The organism is Massilia sp. YIM B02769 (assembly GCF_030411995.1).
GTDB lineage: Bacteria > Pseudomonadota > Gammaproteobacteria > Burkholderiales > Burkholderiaceae_D > Telluria.
Genome location: NZ_JASNRC010000005.1, coordinates 246,496 through 268,633 on the forward strand (window position 1 = coordinate 246,496; position 22,138 = coordinate 268,633).

Below are 22,138 nucleotides of genomic sequence, written 5' to 3' on the forward strand. Positions count from 1 at the left end.
GAGACAGAAGCAGATGAGTGAAACGAAGCACCAGCGCGCCAAAGCGGTCGTGTGCCGCACCACCGGCAAACCCGTGGTGGTGGAAGAGATCGAGGTCGAATACCCGCGCCGCGGCGAAGTGATGATCAAGATGGCCGCCTGCGGCATCTGCCACAGCGACCTGTCGGCCACCAACGGCACCATCCCGATGCCGGCCCCGCTCGTGCTCGGCCACGAAGGCGCCGGCGTCGTGGTGCGGGTCGGCGAAGGCGTCACCGAATACGCGGTCGGCGACCACGTGCTCAGCTCTTTCGTCAGCATGTGCGGCAAGTGCCGCTGGTGCCAGACCGGCCGCCCGCAACTGTGCGACCAGGCCGCGAAAGCCGCAATCTCGCTGCCCGACGGCACCGTGCGCACGCGCGGTCTCGACGGCCAGCCCCTCAACATTTTCTCCGGCTGCGGCGTGATGGCCGAATACGCCACCCTGCACGTCGATAACGTCGTCAAGATCGCCCAGGACGTCGCGCTCGACCGCGCCTGCCTGGTCGGCTGCGGCGTGATGACCGGCGTCGGCGCTGCCGTCAACACGGCCAAGGTGGAACCAGGGTCGATCGCCGTTGTATTCGGCTGCGGCGGCGTGGGCCTGAACGCGATCCAGGGCTGCCGCATCGCCGGCGCCGCCACCATCGTGGCAGTCGACATGTCCGACGCCAAGCTCGAGATGGCCAAGGAATTCGGCGCCACCCACGTACTGAACGCCGCCACGCCTGACCTGGTCAAGGCCTTGAAGAAGCTCACCGGCGGCGGCGCCGACTACGCCTTCGAGTGCGTCGGCAAGGGAGAGATCGTGGCCCAGGCCTACGGCGTGCTGGCCAAGGGCGGCACGGCCGTGGCGGTGGGCGTGGCCTCGCCGAAGGACACCACCACCGTGCGCACCGGCAGCCTCACGTTCGAAGAAAAGACCCTCACCGGCAGCTACTTCGGTTCGGCCCGCCCGCGCCAGGACTTCCCGCGCCTGCTGGCCCTCTACCGCGAAAAGCGCCTGAAACTCGACGAACTCATCACCCGCCGCTACCGCATCGACGAAGCGCCACAGGCATTTGCCGACCTGGCCGAAGGCCGCAACGCACGAGGGGTCATCATGTTCGAGTAATCCGCTTCCCAGCACGGCATCCAAAAGCAGTACGGCATACATAAATGCGCGCCCCAAGAGGCGCACATAGAAAACAATGGAGACACATTTTGGAGCTTTTCCTGCAACAGGTCCTCAACGGACTCACCCTGGGCGGCGTGTACAGCCTCGTCGCGCTCGGGCTCACGCTGGTGTACGGCATCCTGCACGTACCCAATTTCGCGCACGGCGCCTTCTACATGGCCGGCGCCTATGCCGCCTTCTACATTATCGATAAGCTCGGCCTGAACTACTGGTGGGGCATGCTGGGCGCCGCCGTCGTGGTCGCCCTGATCTCGGTGGTGTCGGAACGCCTGGTGTTCCACCCGCTGCGTAACGCCCCCTACCTGCACCACATGATCGCCTCGATCGGCATCCTGCTGTTCCTGGAAGCCGGCGCGCAAGCCATCTGGGGCGCGGACTTCCACCGCATGGCCACGCCGTATAACGAGATCCTTACCTTCGGCGGCCTGACCATGCCGGCCCAGCGCCTGTTGATCATCGGCGCCGCCTTCTTCCTGGTCGTGCTGCTGCAGCTGTTCCTGAAGAAGACCGTCACCGGCGCCACCATCGTGGCCATGGCCCAGAACCGCGAAGGCGCGGCCCTGGTCGGCATCGACGCCACCCGCGTGGCGATGCTCACCTTCGCCATCGCCGGCGCCCTGGCCGGCGTGGCCGCCGTGCTGTACGCACCGATCAACCTGGTCTACACCTCGATGGGCAACCTGGTCATCACCAAGGCCTTCGTCATCATCGTGCTGGGCGGGATGGGCAGCGTGCCGGGCGCCATCGTCGGCGGCCTGATCATCGGCTTTGCCGAAGCCTTCGGCGCCTTCTACATCTCGACCGACTACAAGGACATCATCGCCTTTGCATTGCTGGTGCTGATCCTGTCGGTACGTCCGCAGGGCCTGTTCGCCAAGGGAGCACACTGATGAAGCTGATTCGCCCCGCAACCGGATGGCTGCTCCTGCTGGCGCTGGCGCTGGCCTTTCCCTTCATGGCCGGTAACGACTACCACCTCACCGTGATGTCGACAGCCTACATCTACGCGATCGCCACCATCGGCCTGAACCTCATCACCGGCTACACCGGGCAGTTCAACCTGGCGCACAGCGGCTTCATGGCCGTCGGCGCCTACACGGTCGGCATCCTGACGGTGGACCATGGCATGTCGTTCTGGCTGGCCTTCGGCCTGTCCGGCTTCGTCGCGGCCTTCCTCGGCTTCTTCGTCGGCATCGTGTCGCTGCGCCTGAAGACCCACTTCTTCTCGATCTTCACGCTGTGCGTGGGCTACATCATGTACCTGGTGATCGAGAAGTGGGAAAGCCTGACCCACGGCACCGTGGGCATCATGGGCATCCCGGCGCCGGAGAACATCGGCCCGCTGGATTTCTCCGAAGCGCGCACCCAGTACTACCTGGTGCTGTTCTTCCTGGTCGCGAGCCTGTGGATCATGCACCGCATCGTGCACTCGCTGCTGGGCCGCACCTTCATGGCGATCCGCAACGGCGACGACCTGGCGCAGGCCCTCGGCATCAACCTGATGCGCAACAAGCTGCTCGCCTTCATGCTGTCGGTGTTCTTCTCCGGCCTGGCCGGCGGCCTGTATGCCGGCTACGTGCGCTTCCTCGGCCCCGGCATCGCCGGCGTCGAGCACACCTTCGACATGACCATGTACATGCTGATCGGCGGCATCGGCACCCTGCTCGGGCCCCTGCTCGGCGCGATCTCGATTCCGTGGCTGACCCAGTACCTGCAGGTGCTGCAGGAATACCGCTTCGTGGTGTTCGGCCCGGTGCTGGTCCTGCTCGTCATCTTCCTGCCGTACGGGATCGTCGGCACTTACCTGAACCGCCAGCGCCGCAAGGCGGCGCTGCGTGCGCCGGCGGCGCCAGTGCCATCGGCCGATATGGCCAGCGCGCAGCCGGCACCGAAGCAAGGAGCAACGCATGCTTAAGATCGACAACCTCACCAAGCGCTTCGGCGGCCTGTGCGCGGTGAACAACGTCAGCGCGAGCTGCGAACCGGGCACCATCAACGCCATCATCGGCCCGAACGGCGCCGGCAAGACCACCTTCTTCAACCTGATCAGCGGAGCGATCGCACCGACCTCGGGCAAGGTGATCTTCAAGGGCGAGGACGTGACCGGCCTGCGCGCCGACCAGGTGGCGCGGCGCGGCATGGCGCGCACCTTCCAGACCACGACCCTGTTCGACACCGCCACCGTGCTCGATAACCTGATCGTCGGCCACCGGCTGCGCACCGGCTCGACCCTGGTCGACGCCGTGCTCGGCACGCGCCGCATGAAGGAAGAAGAACGCCGCTGCCGCGAAAAGGCACGCGCCGCGCTCGACTTCGTGGGCCTGGCCCACATCGAATCGCGCATCGCCGGCGACATCTCGCAGGAAGAACGCAAGCGTGTTGCCTTCGCCCTGGCCCTGTCGACCGACCCGAGCCTGCTGCTGCTGGACGAACCGGCCGGCGGCGTGAACCCGGAAGAAACCGAGGGACTGGCGCGCCTGATCCGCAAGATGGCCGACAGCGGCCTGACGATCTGCCTGATCGAACACAAGATGGACATGATCATGAATTTGGCCGACAAGATCCTGGTGCTGAACTACGGCGAGCGCATCGCCGAAGGCACGCCCGCCGAAATCCGTTCGAACCCGGTCGTGATCGAAGCCTACCTGGGGAGCGAACATGCTTAAACTCGACAAGGTGAATCTCTCTTATGGGAGTTTCCGCGCCCTGCACGACGTAACCCTGCACGCCGACGAGGGCGAGCTGGTGGTGCTGCTCGGCTCGAACGGCGCCGGCAAAAGCTCGATCTTCCTCACCATGAGCGGCTTGAACAAGGCCTCATCCGGCAGCATCCACTTCGGATCGCAGAACCTGGTGGGCCGCAAGCCCTCGCAGATCGTGGCCGATGGCCTGGTCCACTGCCCGGAGGGCCGCAAGCTCTTCCCCGGCATGTCGGTGCTGAAGAATTTAACGCTCGGCGCCTACGTGCACCGCGGCGACAGCAAGGGCACCCAGCGCACGCTGGACGAAGTGTTCGAGCTGTTCCCTATCCTGCACGAGAAGAAGGACATGCCGGCCGGCTCGCTGAGCGGCGGCCAGCAGCAGATGGTGGCCATCGGCCGCGCCCTGATGGGCCGCCCGAAAGCGCTGCTGCTGGACGAACCCTCGCTCGGCCTGGCGCCGCTGGTGGTGAAGCAGATGTTCGAGATCATCGCGCGCATCAACAAGGCCGGCACCACGGTGCTGCTGGCCGAGCAGAACGCATATGCGGCGCTGAACATCGCCAGCCGCGCCTACGTCATCGAACAAGGCCGCATCGTGCTCGAAGGTGGGCGCGAGGAGCTGCTGAACAACGCCCAGGTGCGGCGTGCGTATATTGGCGCTTAAATTCGCGGCGCTTGACGGCCGGACCGGATTCGACAGAGTATTCATGAGTAGCACCCACAACAAGCAAAACCAAGGAGACACCACCATGCAAGTGCAAGCCAAGCTTACCCGCCGCACCCTCCTCGCCGCTGCCGCCGCAGCGGTCGCTTTTGCCGGAGGCGCAGCCCACGCCCAGGAAGTCATCAAGATCGGCTTCTCCGGCCCACTGAGCGGCGGCGCCGCCCTGTACGGCAAGAACGTCCTGTCGGGCATGGAGATGGCCGCGGCCGAGATCAACGCCAAGCCGCTGGAAATCGGCGGCAAGCGCTACAAGGTCGAGATCGTGGCGCTGGACGACAAGTACAACCCGGCCGAAACCGGCATCAACGTCCAGCGCCTGGTCCAGCAGCACAAGACCGCCGCCGTACTGGTGCCGCACTCGGGCGGCGTGTTCGCGGTCCAGGCCTTCAACGAAAAATCGAAAGTGCTGCTGCTGGCCTACACCAGCCTGCCGCAGGTGACCGACCGCGGCAACAAGCTGACCATCCGCATCCCGCCTGACTTCACCGGCTACATCATGCCGTTCACCAAGGCCATGATGGCCAAGCATGGCAAGAACGTCGCCATGGTCCAGGCCGACCACGACTACGCGAAAGCCTGGTCGGCGGCCTTCAAGCCGGTGTGGGAAGCGCAAGGCGGCAAGGTCGTGGCCGAGAACCCGATGTCCTATAACAAGGCGACCGACTTCTACAGCGGCGTGAGCCGCGCCATGCAGGCGAAACCGGACGTCATGTTCATCGGCGGCGCGTCGGAGCCGACCGCGCTGGTGGCCAAGCAGGCGCGCGAACTGGGCTTCAAGGGCGGCTTCATCATCCTCGACCAGGCCAAGATCGACGAGATGGCCAAGGTGGTCGGCGGCATCGCGCCGCTGGAAGGCTCGATCGGCGTGATGCCGCTGGCGAACGACGATCGTCCGGAAGCGGTGGCCTTCACCCAGCGTTATCGCAAGCTCAATCCCGGCAAGGACCCGAGCACCGAGATCAGCCTGAACTACTCGACCGTGCACGCGACCGTGGCGGCCATGAAGCTGGCGGGTACCACGACCGATGCGGAGAAGATTCGTGCGCAGATGGAGAAGGCGTATACGACGCTGCCGGCGGAGTACAACCCGAACGATATCGATGGGCTCGATAGCAAGGGCGGGACGATTGCCAACGTGATCCTGGGGACGGTTGAAGGCGGGAAGATCAAGGGGCAGTTCCTGCGCGCCCTGAACGCCGGGAAGTAAGCGCATCACGGACAGCCGGCCTGGCTGTCCGTTCCGATCACGGGGCCGTTACCAACGCTGGTGACGGCCCTGTTCGTATTTGCAGTTCATCCAGCGGTGGTCTCAAGGCGCCACGAAACGCTTGCTCGCGAATGCAGCACGCTGCGCCTTGGCAGTATTGGCCAGCGCAACCACGATGTATTCCTTGCCCTTGGCCAGCTTCGCACCGCGCAAGTCGAATTTGGTGACAGGGCCAGGCAGGATCGTCTGTACCTTGATCGGATTGCCGCTTCCGGCGAGGGCCACGGCCGTGTCGATCACGTACACCAGTGTCATCGCCGTGTTCGTCACCGCTCGCCAGGACACCTGTCCACCGGCCAGATCGAGCTTGAAGCTGGCCGGCTGGTTCTGCTCGACGGCGTACATTTCCCACGCCCCTTTGGGCGCGATGTAGTACTGGATACATCCTTCGATATTCTTGAGCTGCTTGCCGGCGGAAACCGAGTAGGTCCCTTTGAAGGCGCCGCTCGCCTTGTCGTAGGTGCCGGTGTATGCGCCGGACTGGGCGCTATTGTCGATCGTGCCGGACCAGGTGCCCGTCAACGCCGTGCCAGCCTTGATACCCTTGACCGCGCCCACATTGCTGCTCTGGCAGCCGACGAAGGTGAAATACATGGCGCCACCGAATGCAGCGTCCTCCTCCGGCAGCTTGAGCACGAAAGCGCCCGGCGTCGGGTCTTCGGGATTGGTCAGCGCGTCTTCCTGGTAGTAGCCGACATACAGGCCACCCGGAGACACTGCGGGTGCTGCAGCCGCTCCGGGCACGCAAGCAGTATGGGCCAATGCGAACAGCGACAATGCGGCAAGCCGGCGAGCCGGCACAAGCGAAATCAACCTGCTTTTCATTTCGAACCCTCTGGTGACTGGATGCCGCGGCACGTGGACCGCGTTGCCATGGATGAGTGGCACGACATTATCGCATCAAGATGTCGAATAAATAACTATCACGATCACCAGTGGACCACGCATGCGATAGCGCGGCGCCGATCCAGGCGCCGGCTTGCCGGCACAGGCGGCTAATACGCTTTCAGGCGCGCCCAGCGGTCCGTATGAAAGCGCGCATCGCCCAGCATTTCCTCGACCACGCGCGCGCGCTTCATGAAGAAGCCGATCTCGAACTCGTCGGTCATGCCGATCCCGCCGTGCATTTGCACGCCTTCCTGCACCGCCAGTGTGGCCGTGGTGCCGGCGCGTGCCTTGGCAGCCGACACCAGCGCCGCCGCATTTGGCGCAGCTTCATCGAGCGCCTGCTGCGCGCCCAGCACCAGTGCTCGCGTGATCTCGATGTCGGTGTAGAGCGTGGATGCGCGGTGCTGCAACGCCTGGAATTCCCCGATGATCTGGCCGAACTGGCGGCGCTCCTTCAGGTAGCCGGCGGTACGCTCGAAAGCTTCCTCAGCAATGCCCAGCAGCTCGGCGGCCAGCGCGGTGCGGCCGATGTCGAGCACGCCGTCCAGCAGTTCGGCGCCTTGCCCGATCTCGCCGATGACGGCATCGCTGCCTACGCGTACGCAATCGAACACGATGCGCGCCGCGTTGTGTGCATCGACCATGATGCTGCGGTCACGCCGCACGCCCTGCGCCGCGCCGTCAACCAGGAACAGGGTAACGCCGTCCCCAGTGCGCGCGGAGACGATCAGCTGGTCGGCGACGTGGCCATCGACCACGAAGACCTTCTCGCCGCGCAGGACATAGCCGTCGCCATCCTGCTCGGCGCGCAACGCCACCTTCTCGGGCCGGTGCTTGACGGATTCGTCTACCGCCAGCGCCACCAGCATCTCACCGCTGGCAATCGCCGGAAGACAGCGTTCCTTTTGCGCCGTGCTGCCATGCCGCGCCAGCGTTGATGCGCCCAGTACCGCCGTCGAGAAGAACGGGACCGCCGTCAGGTTGCGGCCGATGGCTTCCATGATCGCGCCGGCTTCCACCATGCCCAATCCCAGTCCGCCGAATTCTTCCGGCACCAGCACGCCGGTAAAGCCCATCTCGGCAAAGCTGGCCCACGTCTCGCGCGAAAAGCCTTCGTCGCTGCGGCTGTCGCGCAAGCCGCGCAGTTGCGCCACCGGGGCGCGTTCCTTCATGAATTGCAGCGCACTCTCGCGCAGCATGTCCTGTTCCTGGTTCAGTACCAATGCCATGTTGTGCTCCGTTGTTATGCGCCCGGCAGGCCGAGGATGCGTTTCGAAATGACGTTCAGCTGCACTTCGCTGGTGCCGCCCTCGATCGAGTTGGCTTTTGCGCGCAGCCATTCGCGCGCGATCTCGCCACCGTGGCTACGCTCGCCCTCCCACTCCAGCGCCACGCTGCCTCCAGCAGCCATCAAGAGTTCGTAACGCCGCTTGTTCAGCTCCGCACCGTAGTACTTCAGCACCGACGAAAACGCCGGATGCACCTTGCCCTGGCGCGCCAGGTCGCCGCTGCGTTCCAGCAGCAGGCGGAACGCCACTTCGTCGATCTCGAAGCGCGCGATGTCGGCGCGCAGGACCGGTTCGTCGAGGCGGCCCTGTTCGTCCAGGCCGATCGACTCCACGGCGAACTGCCCCAGCTTCGGCGGCTGCGCCACTTCGCCCATCGCGCCGATCATGTCGCGCTCGTGGGTCAAGAGGTACTTGGCAATCGTCCAGCCGCCATTCAGCTCGCCCACCAGGTTGCGCTTCTCCACGCGTACGTCATCAAAAAAGGTCTCGCAGAACGGCGACTTGCCCGAGATGAGGGTGATCGGCCGGGTCGACACGCCCTGTGTCGCCATGTCGAACAGGACGAAGCTGATGCCGGTGTGCTTGCTGGCCGTCGGGTCGGTGCGCACCAGGCAGAAGATCCAGTCGGCCTTGTCGGCGTACGAGGTCCAGACCTTCTGGCCGTTGACGACGAAGTGGTCGCCGCGGTCTTCGGCGCGGGTCTGCAGCGAGGCCAGGTCGGAGCCGGCGTTCGGCTCCGAATAGCCCTGGCACCAGCGGATCTCGCCGCGTGCGATCGGCGGCAGGTGTTCGCGCTTCTGCTCTTCGCTGCCGTACTTCAGCAGCGCCGGGCCCAGCATCCAGATGCCGAAGCTTTGCAGCGGCACGCGGCAGCCGAGCGAGGCCATCTCCTGGCGCAGCACCTTGGCCTGCTCGCGCGACAAGCCGGCGCCGCCGTATTCGGTCGGCCACTCGGGCACGGTCCAGCCCTTGGCGGCCATGCGTTCAAGCCAGGTGCGCTGGGCCTCGGACTTGAACTGCATGCGGCGGCCGCCCCAGGTGATCTCGTCGTCGCCGGCCATCGGCAGGCGCATCTCGGGCGGGCAGAATTCTTTCAGCCAGGCGTGGACTTCCTGGCGAAAGGCTAAGAGTTCATCCATGTGTCTCTCCTCGGATCAAATGGTCACGCCGCCATCGACCACGATGTTCTGGCCGGTGACGAAGCTGCCTGCGCGCGAGGCCAGGTAGATGGCGGTGCCGGCGATTTCGTCGGGGTCGCCGATGCGGCGCAGCGGCGCGCGCTCGTTGACTTCTTTCAGGCGCGCCGGGTCTTCCCAGAGGGCGCGCGCGAAGTCGGTCTTGATCAGGCCCGGGGCGATGCAGTTCACGCGCACGTTGTGCGGGCCGAATTCGACGGCCAGGTTGCGCGCCAGCTGCATGTCGGCCGCTTTCGAGACGTTGTAGGCGCCGATGACGGGCGAGCCGCGCAGGCCGCCGATCGAGGAGACGATGATGATGGCGCCGTCCTTCCTTTCGATCATCTGGGGCGCGACCATGTTGATCAACCAGTGGTTGGCGAGGACGTTGTTCTCGAGGATCTTGCGGAACTGGTCGTCGGCGATGCCGGCCATCGGACCGTAGTACGGGTTCGAAGCCGCGTTGCAGACCAGGATGTCGACCTGGCCAAAGGTGTTGTTCGTCTCGTCGACCAGACGCTGCAGGTCTTCTTTCGACGAGATGTTGGCCGGGATGGCGATGGCGCGGCCTTCGCCGTGGGCTGCGGTGATTTCGGCGACGACCTCTGCGCAGGCGGCTTCCTTGCGCGACGAGATGACTACCTTGGCTCCCTGCTCCGCCATCCGCACCGCGATCGCACGGCCGATGCCGCGCGAGGAACCGGTGATGATGGCGACTTTACCGCTCAGGTCGAACAGTGACATGTGTCTCCTCCATTGTGTTTGGCACGGCGACGCGTGCTCGGTAGGGTGGGCGCCCCGTGCTCACGCGTGACGTTCGCATGGTGTTGGCTAATCAAAGCGGCCAACACGACGCAACGTTCACGCGTGGGCACGGGGCGCCCACCCTACGTTATCGCGCTCTGCCATGCTGCGCAATACCCATCTTGCGAAAAAATCTAGACTACTCCCTCGGACACGCGAATTATGCGATACCGCATTTACTAAAAATCAGGCTTCCACAAGAAGCCCTTCGAACAAGGGCCGCACAAACAACTCCAACGCATTCTCGCCATTCACGTCTTCCACCCAGCGATCCAGCAGCACCGCCGCATTCACCATCCCGCTCACCAGTGCCCCCGCAATCGCCTGGTCCAGCGGCCGGATCGACCCGTCCTGCATGCCCTCCACCAGCATGCTCACGAAACGCTGGTCCAGCTGCGCCGTGGCAGTCAGCTTGGCTTCGCGAATGTCGTCCGGCAGTTCGCTCCACGCCGAGGTGCGCAGCAGCGGGCCATGCTCCGAGAAGTGATACCGCACCAACGCGCGCGACACGGCGCACAGCTTGTCCCAGCCCGAGCCGCCGCTGGCCATGGCCACGCGCTGCATCTCGCGGATCACCGTGAACTTGCGCTCGAAGCAGGCGGCGATCAGGTCCTCTTTGTTCGGATTGTGGTGGTAGAAGGCGCCCTTGGTCACGTTCAGGCGCGCGGAGATGCGCTCGACCGAGGCGCCGCGGTAACCCTGCTCGTTGATCAGCGCCGTGGCCGCGCGAAGAAACGCGTCCTGGGCGCTGTCGCCGGCCATTGGGGGCGCCGTCAGGGCCGTGTCCAGCGCACCAAGGCGCCATGCCGATTTGCCGGAACGGATACCGCCGATCAGGATGTCGCCCATGCGCTCGGCCGCGATGCCGAAATCCTCGGGGTCGTAGCGCCCGCTCCACGACATCGTCCACAGCGTCAGCGTCAGCAGCAGATGGGTGCGCGCATTCAGCGACAACCGCCTGGCCGGCTTGATGGGGCCGAGCAGCAGCAGGCGCCGGCAACTGCGGAACATCTCGATGTAGGCGGCGAACACGACCTCGCTGTGCGGGCTACCCAGCACGTGCACGTCGCGGAAGGTCATCATTTCGCTGGCCCCGCCGGTGGCGGTCTCGGCCAACCGCGCCAGGAACAGCCGCACGAAACTGCGCACCCGCCCTTCCGGCGCAGGCTCCTCGGCCGCCTGGGCAATGATGCCGCTCACCGTCTCGATCGAGCGCAGCAGGCAAGCGACGACCAGGTCTTCCTTCTTCTTGTAGTAGTAGGTGATGCTGTTGGTGCTCAGGCCCACGGCTGCGGCCACGTCCGACAGCGTGGCGCCCTTCATGCCGCGTGCATTGAACAGCCGCGCCGCCTCGTGCAGGATGGCCTCGCGCTTTTGCACGTAGCGCTGCGTCATGCGGCTGGCGTTGATGGGTTCTTCCATGGCGGCACCGGAACAGTTGAGCAGCACGCATTATAGCGTGGCGAAAAACACAAGTGCTCATCGATTACTCACCGCCACGCGCGCAGACCGATTTTTCTAAAATGTGTCGCCCGGTCGACTACAAGCCACCCGCACCGTGCTATGATTTTCCACACTACATACCATAACCCCTAAAAAGGCGAGACACATGATCAGCTTCGCAGGAAAGACAGCCATCGTCACCGGCGCCGGCGGCGGCCTCGGTCGTTGCTATGCACTCGAACTGGCCCGCCGTGGCGCGCGCGTGGTCGTCAACGACCTGGGCGGCGCGGCCGATGGGCGCGGCACCGGCGGCGCGGCGGACGCCGTGGTCGAGGAAATCAAGGCCATGGGCGGCGAAGCGATTGCCAACCGCGCCAGCGTCACCGACCGCGACGGCGTCGCCGCGATGGTCCAGCAGGCGCTGGACGCGTTCGGCCGCATCGACATCCTGGTCAACAACGCCGGCATCCTGCGCGACAAAAGCTTCCTCAAGATGGAACTCGACGACGCGCAGGCCGTGCTCGATGTCCATCTCATCGGCGCCTTCAACTGCACCAAGGCTGTGTGGGCGATCATGGCCGAACAGGGTTACGGCCGCATCGTGATGACGACCTCGCCGTCGGGCCTGTACGGGAACTTCGGCCAGGCGAACTACGGCGCCGCGAAAATGGGCCTGGTCGGCCTGATGAATACGCTGAAAATCGAAGGCGCCAAGCGCGACATCCGCATCAACGCCATCTCGCCGGTGGCCGCCACGCGCATGACCGAAGGCCTGCTGCCGCAAGAGCAGTTCGACAAGCTCGGCCCGGAGCACATCGTGCCGGGCGTGGTCTACCTGGCCAGCGACGACGCGCCCACCGGCGTGATCCTGCAGGCGGCAGGCGGCAACTTCAGCGTGGCCGCCATCGTCGAAAGCCCATGGGTTGACCTCGGCCCGCAATCGAGCGCCGACGACGTGGCGGCGCAGTGGGAACGCATCAGCGACCTCACCAACGCCCGTCCGCGACACCAAAGCAAGTAAGCCATGACGACCAAAGCGGCGCCCGAGCTTGACGCAACCACCGGCGCCGACGATCGACAGGCGGTCTACGATGCCCAGGTCGCCCGCGACCTGCCGCGCAACTACGCCGCCAATCTGGTCCACGGCTTCCTCGGCGTTACCGGCTTCCGGCTGGTCACGGCGCCGACCTTCGTGCCTGCCTATATCTACCTGCTCTCTCAATCGAACCTGACGGTAGGCCTGGCCCTGGCCGGCCAGTCGCTGGGCATGGCGCTGTCCTCGATCTGGAGCGCCACGCTCATCGAGCACCGCAAACGCGTGATGCCGGTGGTGTTCGGCGTCGGCTGGCTGATGCGCGCGCAGGTGCTGGGCCTGGCCCTGTCCGGCTTCCTGCTCGACGGCGATGCGGCGCTGGTGGCCGTGTGCGTCTTCCTGGCGCTGTTCGGCTTCTTCTGGGGCATGCAGGCGGTCAGCTTCAACTTCGTGATGGCGAAGGTGATTCCCGCCAAGCGGCGCGGCGAGCTGGCCGGCATGCGCAACTTCCTCGGCGGGTTGTCGGCCTCGGTCGTCGCCTACTTCGGCGGCAAGCACCTGGTCGAGGCGAACGCCTTCGGCAACGGCTATGCCTCGACCTTCATGGTCGCCTTCATATTGACCAGCGTCGGCATCTCGGCGCTGAGCTTCCTGCGCGAGCCGGAGTCGCTGGCCGTGCGCGCCGCATCCAGCCTGATGCAGCGGCTGCGCGACATCCCCGCCATCCTGCGCCGCGACCGCCAGTTCACCCGCTTCTTCATCGCCCGCGCGCTCGCCGCCCTCGGCATGATGGCCGCGCCCTTCTATGCCATCCACGCCGGCAAGTTCGTCGGCCTGGACGGCGCCACGCTTGGCTACCTGTCGCTCTCTTTTCTCCTCACGCAAACCGTGAGCAACCTGGCATGGGGCCGCATTGCAGACAGGCGCGGCTACCGCCTGGTGTTCCTGCTCAGCGTGGGCCTGTGGCTGGTCTCGACCCTGGCCTTGATGGCCTCGCACAGCCTGACGCTGTTCATCATCGCGTTCTGCGGCCTCGGTGCGGGCATCGGTGGCTACCTGATCGCGTCGCAGAACTTCGTGCTGGAGTTCGGCTCACAACAGGAGCTGCCGATGCTGATCGCGGTATCGGACACCGCCTCGCACCTGATGATGGCCATCGGACCGCTGCTCGGCGGCGTGCTGGCCCACGCGTATGGCTTCGCGCTGGTGTTCTGGATCGCGGTGGCCGTGAAAGCGGTGTCGCTGGTGGCGATGCTGCGCATGCGCGAACCCCGTGCCGCGGCGGGCGACGCCGCGGGCATGTCGTCCGACCCCGGCTAAAGTCCTAGTGGACCAGATGCCAGGGATTGGCTAGCCGGCTGCGCGCATACAGTTCGCTTCCTTCGTTGTAGAGCGGGTCGGGCATGAGGTAGACCAGGACTTCGTGGTCGAGCATGCCGCTCGGCGCCACCTGGTTCAGGGCAAACGTACTGACGATCGGGCAGGCGTTGAAGTTCCAGGCAAAGGCCTGGCCTGCGGATTCGAAGCGCACCACGTCGCCGCCGATGACGTTGACGTAGCGGGTTGCGGGGCTGATGCTGACGGTGCGGCTGGCGGCGTCCACCGGCACGGGCGTGCCGACCAGATCCTGGCGCGGCGTGATCGGGGCGCAGGCGCCCATGACCACGGCCAGGGCCGCGATGACTAGACATTTCATGACGTACTCCTCCCTGCCGGCGCACGAAAGCGTTCGCCGGCAAAGGCGTTGGAGCGCGTTTTAGGGTGAGGGTTCCATACCGTCCAGCAGATCGCAGGTATTTCGATGGCGATCCGCTGGACAGACGCTTATCGCGAGACGCCACGCTCCTTGAGGCTGGCCAGCTTTTCGCTGGAGAGGCCGAGCAGGTCGGACAGCACCTCGTCGGTACCCTCACCCAGGCGCGGCGGCGCGCTGCGGATCGGCAGGCGTTCGCCATTGAAGCGGTACGGCGAGGCCAGCACGGCCACCTGGCCCACCTCCTCGTGCGACATGTACTGCACCAGGCCGCCGTCCGTCGCGCGCTGCGAAGTCAGCGCCTCGTGCAGGCCCGCCACTTCGCCGCATGGAATGCCGACCCGGCTCATCGCATCGAGCAAATCGCGGCGCTGGCGCTTGGCCAGTTCGCTGCGGATCATCGGCATCAGCTCGTCGCGGTGCTGGGTGCGCGTGAGGTTGGTTTTGAAACGCTCATCGCTCGCGATGTCGGCGCGGTCGATCACATCCGTGCAGAAGCGCAGGAACTGGCTGTTGTTCCCGACAGCGATCACCAGCGGGCCGTCGGCCGCCTCGTACACGCCATACGGCATGATCGACGGGTGGCCGTTGCCGAAGCGCGGCGGGTCGTTCCCGCGCAGCAGGGCTTCCAGTCCGTAGTAGGCGGTGATCATCAGGCCGCAATCGAACAGCGCCATGCCCACGTGACGTCCCTGCCCGCTCTTCTCGCGCTCGTACAGCGCGGCCAGCACGCCTTGCGCCGCATACATCCCGGTCATCATGTCGACCGCCGCCACGCCGAATTTCAAGGGCGGCTGGGTCGGTTCGCCGTTCAGCGCCATCAGGCCGGCCTCGCCCTGGATCACCAGGTCGTAGCCGGGACGCGTGGCTTCCGGTCCGGTGCGGTCGTAGCCGGTGATCGAGCAGTAGATCAGGCCCGGCTGCTCCTTGCTGAGTTCATCGTAGCCCAAGCCCATGCGCTCGACGTCGCCGAACTTGAAGTTCTGGATCACGACATCGCTCTTGCGTACCAGCTCGCGTGCGATTTCCTGGCCTTCCGGGGTCTTCAGGTCGAGGCAGACGGAACGCTTGTTGCGGTTCACGCTGTTGAAATAGGCGGTCCCGGTGGACCCGACGCGCATGCCCCAGTCGCGCGTGTCGTCGCCGCGCTCGGGGTGCTCGACCTTGATCACTTCCGCGCCAAGGTCGCCGAGGACCATGGCGCACCAGGGCCCGGCCAGCACGCGCGACAGGTCCAGCACGCGCACGCCTGCCAGCGGCAGATTGGATTTGCTGTTCAACTTGATCTCCACTGTTCTACTTGCCGGCGTCCGCAGAAGCGGCGCCGGCAGCTTGTTCTTGTTACTGCTTGAGGCGCAGCGCCTTGAAATCCGGCGTGCGCTTGCCGAAGAAGGCGGCAATGCCTTCCTGACCTTCGTCGTCGCCCTGCGACTCGACCATCAGCTGCGCTTCCAGGTCCAGCTGTTCGTTCAGGCTGTTCGAGCCTGCCTGCGCGCACAGTGTCTTGATGCGCGCGTTGGCATTGGCCGGGCCGTCTGCAATGCGGGCTGCCAGCATAACCGCTTCCGCCAGTGCCGCGCCGCGATCGGTCAGCCGATTCACCGCGCCCAGCGCATGCAGCCGCTCGGCCGTGAGACGCTCGCCCAGCAGGCACAGCTCCGTCATCACCTGTCGCGACAGGAACTGCGACAGGAAAGCGGTCGCGCCGCCATCCGGGCTGAGGCCGACCTTCACGTAGGCCATCGCAAAAAAGGCGTCGCGCGCGGACACCAGCATGTCGCAGGCCAGCGCCAGCGACAAGCCTGCGCCGGCCGCCCCGCCCTCGACCGCCGCGATGACGGGCTTCGGGCAGGCGCGGATCGCGCGAATGGTCTCGTGCAGGCGCTCGATCTTCACGCGCCGTTCGGCAGGCGCGAGTTCGCGCCGCGTCGCCAATGCGCGCAAGTCGCCGCCGGCGCAGAAGAACTCGCCGTCGCCGACCAGCACGACCGCGCCAATGGCGGGATCGGCTGCAGCATCCAGCAAGGCCGCCTGCAGCGCGTCGTACAGCTCCGGCCGGATCGCGTTGCGCGCCGCCGGATTGCTGTTGACGAGGACGCGCACGGCGCCCTCGGTCCGCACGATCAGTGCGTCGCTCATGCCGCAACAGCCGGGTCTTGCTGAACTGCGCGGCCCAGCGCGATGTAACGCTCGAGGTGGTGGTCTTCATCGCCCAGCTGGTGGTCGATCAAGACCAGGCGCTTGGCGAAGTGGGCCATCGGCAGTTCCCAGGTCATGCCGATACCGCCGTGCAGCTGGATGCATTCTTCCGCCACCAGGGTGCCGATGCGGCCGATGCTCATCTTGGCTGCCGACAGTGCGCGCTCGCGGGTGATGCGGTCGGCGTCCAGCGCGGCGGCGGCGTTGATGACGGTCGAACGGGCTTGCTCGATTTCCAGCAGCAGGTCGGCCATGCGGTGCTGCAGGGCCTGGAAGGAACCGATCACCACGCCGAACTGCTTGCGGGTGCGCAGGTAGTCGAGGGTCGCTTCCTTGGCCGCCTCCATCGCGCCCAGGGCTTCCGCGCACAAAGCCAGGATCCCACGGCCGACCGCGCGTTCCAGCGTGGCGTAGGCCTTGCCTTCTTCGCCCAGCAGGGCGGCGCCGGTCAGCTGCACGTTGTTGAAGGTGACATCGGCCACGCGGCCGCCGTCCATGGTCGCAATGCCGCGCATCGACACGCCCGGCGCGCCTTGCGGCACCAGGAACAGCGAGATGCCGTCTTCGGAACCGACGTCGCCCGAGGTACGCGCCGACACGACGAAGACATTCGCCTGTTCGGCCGCCTGCACCACGGCTTTGACGCCGTCCAGCACCCAGGCGTCGCCTTCGCGGCGGGCCGTGGTCTGCACGCGCGCCAGTTCGTAGTGGGTGTTCGGCTCGTCGTGGGCGAAAGTGGCGATGGTGGCGCCGGCCGCGATTTCTTCCAGCACCGCCTTTTGCTCGGCATTGCCGGCAAACGAAATCGCCTCCGCAGCCAGCACGGCGCTGCCCAGCACGGGTTCCAGCACCAGGCCACGGCCCAGGGCCTCGAAGACCACGGCGATGTCGAAACCGCCGCCGCCGAAGCCGCCGTCTTCCTCGCGCAGCAGCGCGCCGATCACGCCCAGCTCCGCGAATTTTTCCCACATCTCGCTCGAGTAGCCCTGCTCGGTCGCGGCGGTACGGTTGCGCGTCTCAATGTGATACTGCTCGGCGATGAAGCGGTTCAGGCTATCGGCGAGCATGCGCCGTTCTTCAGTGTGTTCGAAGTTCATGTCTGTCTCCCTCTTACAGGCCGAGGATCATCTTGGAGATGATGTTTTTCTGGATCTCGTTGGAGCCGCCGAAGATCGACAGCTTGCGATTGTTGAAGTACTGCGCCGTGGCGGCTGCCGCGAAGTCCGGGCCGAATGGCTCGCCGGCGTAGTCGGCATCGAGCATATCCTGGGTGAACGGACGCGCATACACGCCCATCGCGCGGCGGGTCAGCGACAGGATCTCCTGGCGGATCTCGGTGCCGCGAATCTTCAGCATCGAGCTTTCCGCACCCGGCACGCCGCCGCCGGCCACCGCCGCGATCACGCGCAGGTTGGTGGTCTTCATGTTTTCCAGGTCGATCTCGACGCGCGCCAGGCGCGAAGCGAAGGTCGGGTCCTCAAGCAGCGGCTTGCCGTTGCGAGTCTGCTCGGCGGCGATGCGCTTCAGGCGCGCCAGGGCGGCGACCGAGAAGCCGACGCCGGCGATGTTGGTGCGCTCGTAGGTCAGCAGGTATTTGGCGCAGGTCCAGCCGCGGTTCTCTTCGCCCACCAGGTTCTCGGCCGGTACGCGCACGTCGGTGAAGAAGACTTCGTTGACTTCGTGCTCGCCGTCAAGGGTGATGATCGGACGCACTTCGACGCCCGGCGAATTCATGTCGACCAGCAGGAAACTGATGCCTTCCTGTTTCTTGGCTTCGCGATTCGTGCGCACCAGGCAGAAGATCATGTTGGCGTGCTGGCCCAGCGTGGTCCAGGTCTTCTGGCCGTTGACGATGTAATGGTCGCCCTCGGCATCGGTACCGCGCACGGCGGTGGTCTTCACGGCGGCCAGGTCGGAGCCGGCGCCCGGTTCCGAGTAACCCTGGCACCACCAATCCGAGCCGTCCAGGATGCGCGGCAGCCAGTATGCTTTTTGCGCTTCGTTGCCGTACTTGATCAGGACCGGGCCCAGCATGTTGACGCCGAACGGCACGATGCGCGGCGAGTTCGCCAGCGCGCACTCGTTCTCGAAGATGAACTTCTCGATGGCGGTCCAGCCCGGGCCGCCGTATTGCTCCGGCCAGTGGTTGGCCAACCAGCCGCGTTCGTTCAGGATCGCGTGCCACTCTTCCATGTCGGCCTTGGTCAGGTGCTTGCCGTTGGCGACTTTATCCGACAGGCGCTTCGGCAGCTTCTCGGCCAGGAAGGCGCGTACTTCGGCGCGGAATGCTTCTTCTTGGGGGGTGAAATTCAGATCCATGACGTTCCTCAGAAAATCTCGAACAGGCCAGCCGCGCCCATGCCGCCGGCGATGCACATCGTGACCACGGCGTACTTCACGCCACGGCGCTTGCCTTCCAACAGGACGTGGCCGGCCAGGCGCGCGCCGGTCATACCGAACGGGTGGCCGATCGAGATCGCGCCGCCGTTCACGTTCAGGCGCTCGTCGGGGATGCCGAGGCGCTGCTGGCAGTAGATGGCTTGCGAAGCAAAGGCTTCGTTCAGTTCCCACAGGCCGATGTCGTCGACGGTCAAGCCGAAGCGGCCGAGCAGCTTAGGCACCGCGAACACCGGGCCGATGCCCATTTCGTCAGGCTCGCAGCCGGCGACCGCCAGGCCACGGAAGGCGCCGAGCGGCTCCAGGCCGAGGCGCTCGGCTTCCTTCGCTTCCATCATCACGCAAGCCGAGGCGCCATCCGACAGCTGCGAGGCGTTACCGGCGGTGACGAATTTACCTTCGCCCATGACAGGCGCCAGTTTTGCCAGGCCTTCGTAGGTGGTGCCGCGGCGGTTGCAGGTGTCCTGGTCGACGGTCACTTCGCGCTGGGTGACGGCGCCGGTCTCCTTGTCGGTGACCTGCATGGTGGTCGTGCAGGCGACGATTTCGTCCTTGTAGCGGCCAGCCAGCTGCGCTTCCTCGGTCTTGCGCTGCGACTCGAACGAGAAGCGGTCCTGCGCTTCGCGGCTGATGCCGTAGCGGGCGGCGACGATGTCGGCGGTGTCGATCATCGGCAGGTAGAGTTCCGGCTTGTTCTCGAGGATCCATGGGTCGATGCCGGAGTCGCCCTTTTCGCGGGTGCGGATCTGCGAGATGCTTTCCACGCCGCCTGCGATCACGGCCGGTGCGCCGTCGACCACGATGCGGCCGGCGCCGATGGCAATCGCTTGCAGGCCCGAGGCGCAGAAGCGGTTGACGGTGGTGCCGGCGATGCTGATCGGCAGGCCGGCGCGGATGACGGTCTGGCGCGCGACGTTACGGCCGGTGGTGCCTTCCGGGTAGCCGCAGCCGAGGATGGCGTCCTCGATCAGGGCCGGGTCGATGCCCGAACGGTCGACTGCGGCGCGCACCGCGAATGCGGCCAGCTGCGGGCCGGTGGTGATGTTGAATTCGCCGCGGTGCGCCTTGGTCAGCGGCGTGCGGGCGGTTGAAACGATGACTGCTTCGCGCATGGCGAGTCTCCTGAGTGTGTCTATTATTTGATTTGGTTCAAGCTTGCGAAATCGGCGCCCTTCTCGACCAGTTCCACCAGCAGCGGCGACGGCTGCCAGAAGACCGGGTCTTCCTTGGCAAATTCCTGGATGTCGGCGAGGATCTTAGCCAGGCCGACGGTATCGGCATACTTCATCGGGCCGCCGCGGTAGCGCGGGAAGCCATAACCATGGACGAAGGTCACGTCGACGTCCAGCGGACGCAGGGCGATCCCCTGGTGCACCACGTTCGCGCCTTCGTTGATCATCGCCGCCAGGTAGCGGCGCACGATCTCTTCGTCCGAGAATTCGCGCGGGGTGACGCCCGCGCGCTGGCGTTCGGCGTCGATGATGTCTTCGACTTCCGGGTCGGGCGTGCCGATGCGCGCGCCTTCCGGATACAGGTAGTAGCCGCGGCCGGTCTTCTGGCCGAACCAGCCGCGCTCGGCGATGCGGTCGGCGATCTGCACATAGCGCGCCTTCGGATCGCGGGTGGCGGCGCGGCGCTTGCGCGTGGCCCAGCCGATGTCGCCGCCGGCCAGGTCGGACACCTGGAATGGGCCCATCGGGTAGCCGAAGTCGCGCAGCGCCTTGTCGATCTGGTACGGGGAAGCGCCGTCTTCCATCATGTAGTGCGCGGCCTGGCCATACACGGCGAGGATGCGGTTGCCGATGAAGCCGTCGCAGACGCCGGCACGTACCGGAGTCTTTTTCAACTTCTTCGCCAGTTCGAAGGCGGTGGCGACGACGTCGTTAGCCACTTTCGCAGGCACGACGATCTCCAGCAGCTTCATGATGTTCGCCGGCGAGAAGAAGTGCAGGCCGATCACGTCTTGCGGACGCGAGACGCTGTCGGCGATCTCGTTGATGTCGAGGTAAGAGGTATTCGTGGCCAGCACGGCGCCCTGCTTGCAGACGCGATCGAGCTCCGCGAACACGGCCTTTTTCACACCCATTTCTTCGAACACGGCTTCGATGACCAGATCGACATCGGCCAGCGCATCGTAGGCGGTGCTGCCGTTCCAGCGCGCCATGACGGCGGCCTTGCCTTCTTCGGTCATGCGGCCCTTCTTGACCAGGCCGTCGTACACTTTTTCGACGTTCTTGCGGCCGCGCGCCAGGGCTTCTTCGTCGCGCTCGATCATGGTCACCGGCAGGCCGGCGTCCAGGGCAGCGACGGCAATACCGGCGCCCATGGTACCGCCGCCGACGATGCCGACGCTGGCAATCGCGCGCGGTTTAGCATCGCGGGTCTCAGGGGACTTGGCTGTTTCGCGCTCGGCGAAGAAGGCGTGCACCAGGCCGGCGCGCTGCGGGCTGTCCAGGCATTCGATGAAGAGCTTGCGTTCCAGCGCCAGGCCTTCGTCGAACGGCAGGTCGATGGCGCCCTGCACCGCGTCGACGATTTTCAGTGGCGAGAACAGGCCGCGCGACTTCTTGGCCGTCTCGGCGCGGGCGGCGTCGACCACGGCGCTTTGCGCTGCGCGGTCAGCCAGCGCTTCGGCGTCGCGCGTGCGGCGCACCGGTGCTTTCGCATCCAGCAGTTCTTGGGCATAAGTGAGGCCCACGGCCACCGGGTCGCTGCCTTCGACGATGCGATCGACCAGGCCGAGCTTCTCGCCTTCCTTGGCGCTGGCGTGACGGCCGGTGAGCATCAAATCAAGGGCGGCTTGCGCACCGATCAGGCGCGGAGTACGCTGGGTACCGCCGGCGCCCGGCAGCAGGCCGAGGGCCACCTCCGGCAGGCCGAATTTGGCGGTCGGCAGGGCCACGCGGTAGTGCGCGGACAGGGCCACTTCCAAGCCGCCACCCAGGGCGACGCCATTGATGGCGGCGACGACCGGCTTGGTCGAGGCTTCGATGCGGTTGCAGACGTCAGGCAGGGCCGGCGCCATCGGCGGCTTGCCGAATTCGCGGATGTCGGCGCCGCCGATGAAGTTGCGGCCCGCGCCGACGATCAGCACCGCCTTCACCGCAGGATCGGCGTCGGCGGCTTCGATGGCTTCCAGCAGACCGCGGCGCACATCCACGCCCAGGGCGTTGACGGGCGGGTTGTCGATGCTGACCAGAAGGATGTCGCCATGCTGCTCACGGGTGACCTGCGGCACGGCCTGAGCGTTTGCACCGGAATTCATGAGT

At 65.7% G+C, this 22,138-nt stretch carries 20 protein-coding genes; 8 read left to right on the forward strand and 12 right to left on the reverse strand.

Annotated features, from left to right (window positions below; genetic code table 11):
- Positions 1-13 precede the first annotated feature (13 nt).
- The 6 genes from QPK31_RS10170 (at position 14) to QPK31_RS10195 (ending at position 5,828) form a co-directional block, all read left to right on the forward strand.
- The gene (locus QPK31_RS10170; RefSeq protein WP_290422818.1) at positions 14-1,132 is read left to right on the forward strand and encodes a Zn-dependent alcohol dehydrogenase; all 1,119 of its coding nucleotides are present in this window, start codon (positions 14-16) and stop codon (positions 1,130-1,132) included.
- Between the two features lie 89 nt (positions 1,133-1,221).
- Positions 1,222-2,085 carry a branched-chain amino acid ABC transporter permease gene (locus tag QPK31_RS10175; RefSeq protein WP_290422819.1) on the forward strand — a complete coding sequence of 288 codons (864 nt, stop codon included), beginning with the start codon at positions 1,222-1,224 and terminating at the stop codon, positions 2,083-2,085.
- Positions 2,085-3,110: a branched-chain amino acid ABC transporter permease gene (locus QPK31_RS10180; protein ID WP_290422820.1), complete on the forward strand. Its 1,026-nt coding sequence runs from the start codon at positions 2,085-2,087 to the stop codon at positions 3,108-3,110. Before QPK31_RS10175 ends, QPK31_RS10180 begins: the two co-directional genes overlap by 1 nt.
- Positions 3,103-3,861: an ABC transporter ATP-binding protein gene (locus QPK31_RS10185; RefSeq protein ID WP_290422821.1), complete on the forward strand. Its 759-nt coding sequence runs from the start codon at positions 3,103-3,105 to the stop codon at positions 3,859-3,861. The genes QPK31_RS10180 and QPK31_RS10185 overlap by 8 nt, the downstream gene beginning before the upstream one ends.
- Positions 3,854-4,561 carry an ABC transporter ATP-binding protein gene (locus QPK31_RS10190; RefSeq protein WP_290422822.1) on the forward strand — a complete coding sequence of 236 codons (708 nt, stop codon included), beginning with the start codon at positions 3,854-3,856 and terminating at the stop codon, positions 4,559-4,561. Before QPK31_RS10185 ends, QPK31_RS10190 begins: the two co-directional genes overlap by 8 nt.
- A gap of 91 nt (positions 4,562-4,652) precedes the next feature.
- Positions 4,653-5,828: an ABC transporter substrate-binding protein gene (locus QPK31_RS10195; protein ID WP_374045800.1), complete on the forward strand. Its 1,176-nt coding sequence runs from the start codon at positions 4,653-4,655 to the stop codon at positions 5,826-5,828.
- A gap of 102 nt (positions 5,829-5,930) precedes the next feature.
- On the opposite strand, the gene QPK31_RS10200 is transcribed toward QPK31_RS10195, so the two are convergent.
- The 5 genes from QPK31_RS10200 to QPK31_RS10220 form a co-directional block, all read right to left on the reverse strand.
- Positions 5,931-6,713 carry a hypothetical protein gene (locus QPK31_RS10200; RefSeq protein WP_290422824.1) on the reverse strand — a complete coding sequence of 261 codons (783 nt, stop codon included), beginning with the start codon at positions 6,711-6,713 and terminating at the stop codon, positions 5,931-5,933.
- A gap of 170 nt (positions 6,714-6,883) precedes the next feature.
- Positions 6,884-8,005 (reverse strand): acyl-CoA dehydrogenase family protein, encoded by a 1,122-nt coding sequence (locus tag QPK31_RS10205; protein ID WP_290422825.1) that lies wholly within the window; start codon positions 8,003-8,005, stop codon positions 6,884-6,886.
- Positions 8,006-8,019: 14 nt separating this feature from the next.
- Positions 8,020-9,204: an acyl-CoA dehydrogenase family protein gene (locus QPK31_RS10210; RefSeq protein ID WP_290422826.1), complete on the reverse strand. Its 1,185-nt coding sequence runs from the start codon at positions 9,202-9,204 to the stop codon at positions 8,020-8,022.
- Between the two features lie 15 nt (positions 9,205-9,219).
- Complete coding sequence (locus tag QPK31_RS10215) at positions 9,220-9,984, reverse strand: SDR family NAD(P)-dependent oxidoreductase (protein ID WP_290422827.1); 765 nt, start codon at positions 9,982-9,984, stop codon at positions 9,220-9,222.
- Between the two features lie 246 nt (positions 9,985-10,230).
- A complete protein-coding gene (locus tag QPK31_RS10220) occupies positions 10,231-11,466 on the reverse strand; it encodes a TetR/AcrR family transcriptional regulator (RefSeq protein WP_290422828.1) in 1,236 nt (411 codons plus the stop codon).
- A 187-nt stretch (positions 11,467-11,653) separates the two neighbouring features.
- Here QPK31_RS10220 and QPK31_RS10225 point away from each other — a divergent pair, with 187 nt between their 5' ends.
- Together QPK31_RS10225 and QPK31_RS10230 are read left to right on the forward strand one after the other, a co-directional pair.
- Positions 11,654-12,508 (forward strand): SDR family NAD(P)-dependent oxidoreductase, encoded by an 855-nt coding sequence (locus QPK31_RS10225; RefSeq protein ID WP_290422829.1) that lies wholly within the window; start codon positions 11,654-11,656, stop codon positions 12,506-12,508.
- Between the two features lie 3 nt (positions 12,509-12,511).
- A complete protein-coding gene (locus QPK31_RS10230) occupies positions 12,512-13,840 on the forward strand; it encodes an MFS transporter (protein WP_290422830.1) in 1,329 nt (442 codons plus the stop codon).
- A 4-nt stretch (positions 13,841-13,844) separates the two neighbouring features.
- Here QPK31_RS10230 and QPK31_RS10235 read toward each other — a convergent pair whose 3' ends face one another.
- From QPK31_RS10235 to QPK31_RS10265, 7 genes are all read right to left on the reverse strand, one after another.
- On the reverse strand, positions 13,845-14,216 hold the full coding sequence (locus QPK31_RS10235; RefSeq protein ID WP_290422831.1) for a CzcE family metal-binding protein: 372 nt from the start codon (positions 14,214-14,216) through the stop codon (positions 13,845-13,847).
- Positions 14,217-14,344: 128 nt separating this feature from the next.
- On the reverse strand, positions 14,345-15,553 hold the full coding sequence (locus QPK31_RS10240) for a CaiB/BaiF CoA-transferase family protein (protein WP_290422832.1): 1,209 nt from the start codon (positions 15,551-15,553) through the stop codon (positions 14,345-14,347).
- A 61-nt stretch (positions 15,554-15,614) separates the two neighbouring features.
- Entirely contained in the window at positions 15,615-16,412 is a 798-nt protein-coding gene (locus QPK31_RS10245; protein WP_290422833.1) for an oxepin-CoA hydrolase, alternative type, read from the reverse strand.
- Positions 16,409-17,569 (reverse strand): acyl-CoA dehydrogenase family protein, encoded by a 1,161-nt coding sequence (locus QPK31_RS10250; protein WP_290422834.1) that lies wholly within the window; start codon positions 17,567-17,569, stop codon positions 16,409-16,411. The genes QPK31_RS10245 and QPK31_RS10250 overlap by 4 nt, the downstream gene beginning before the upstream one ends.
- Before the next feature lie 13 nt (positions 17,570-17,582).
- Positions 17,583-18,791: an acyl-CoA dehydrogenase family protein gene (locus tag QPK31_RS10255; RefSeq protein WP_290422835.1), complete on the reverse strand. Its 1,209-nt coding sequence runs from the start codon at positions 18,789-18,791 to the stop codon at positions 17,583-17,585.
- Positions 18,792-18,799: 8 nt separating this feature from the next.
- Positions 18,800-19,981, reverse strand: a complete 1,182-nt coding sequence (locus QPK31_RS10260; protein WP_290422836.1) for an acetyl-CoA C-acyltransferase — start codon at positions 19,979-19,981, stop codon at positions 18,800-18,802.
- 23 nt (positions 19,982-20,004) lie between these two features.
- Positions 20,005-22,134 carry a 3-hydroxyacyl-CoA dehydrogenase NAD-binding domain-containing protein gene (locus QPK31_RS10265; RefSeq protein ID WP_290422837.1) on the reverse strand — a complete coding sequence of 710 codons (2,130 nt, stop codon included), beginning with the start codon at positions 22,132-22,134 and terminating at the stop codon, positions 20,005-20,007.
- Positions 22,135-22,138: the final 4 nt, after the last annotated feature.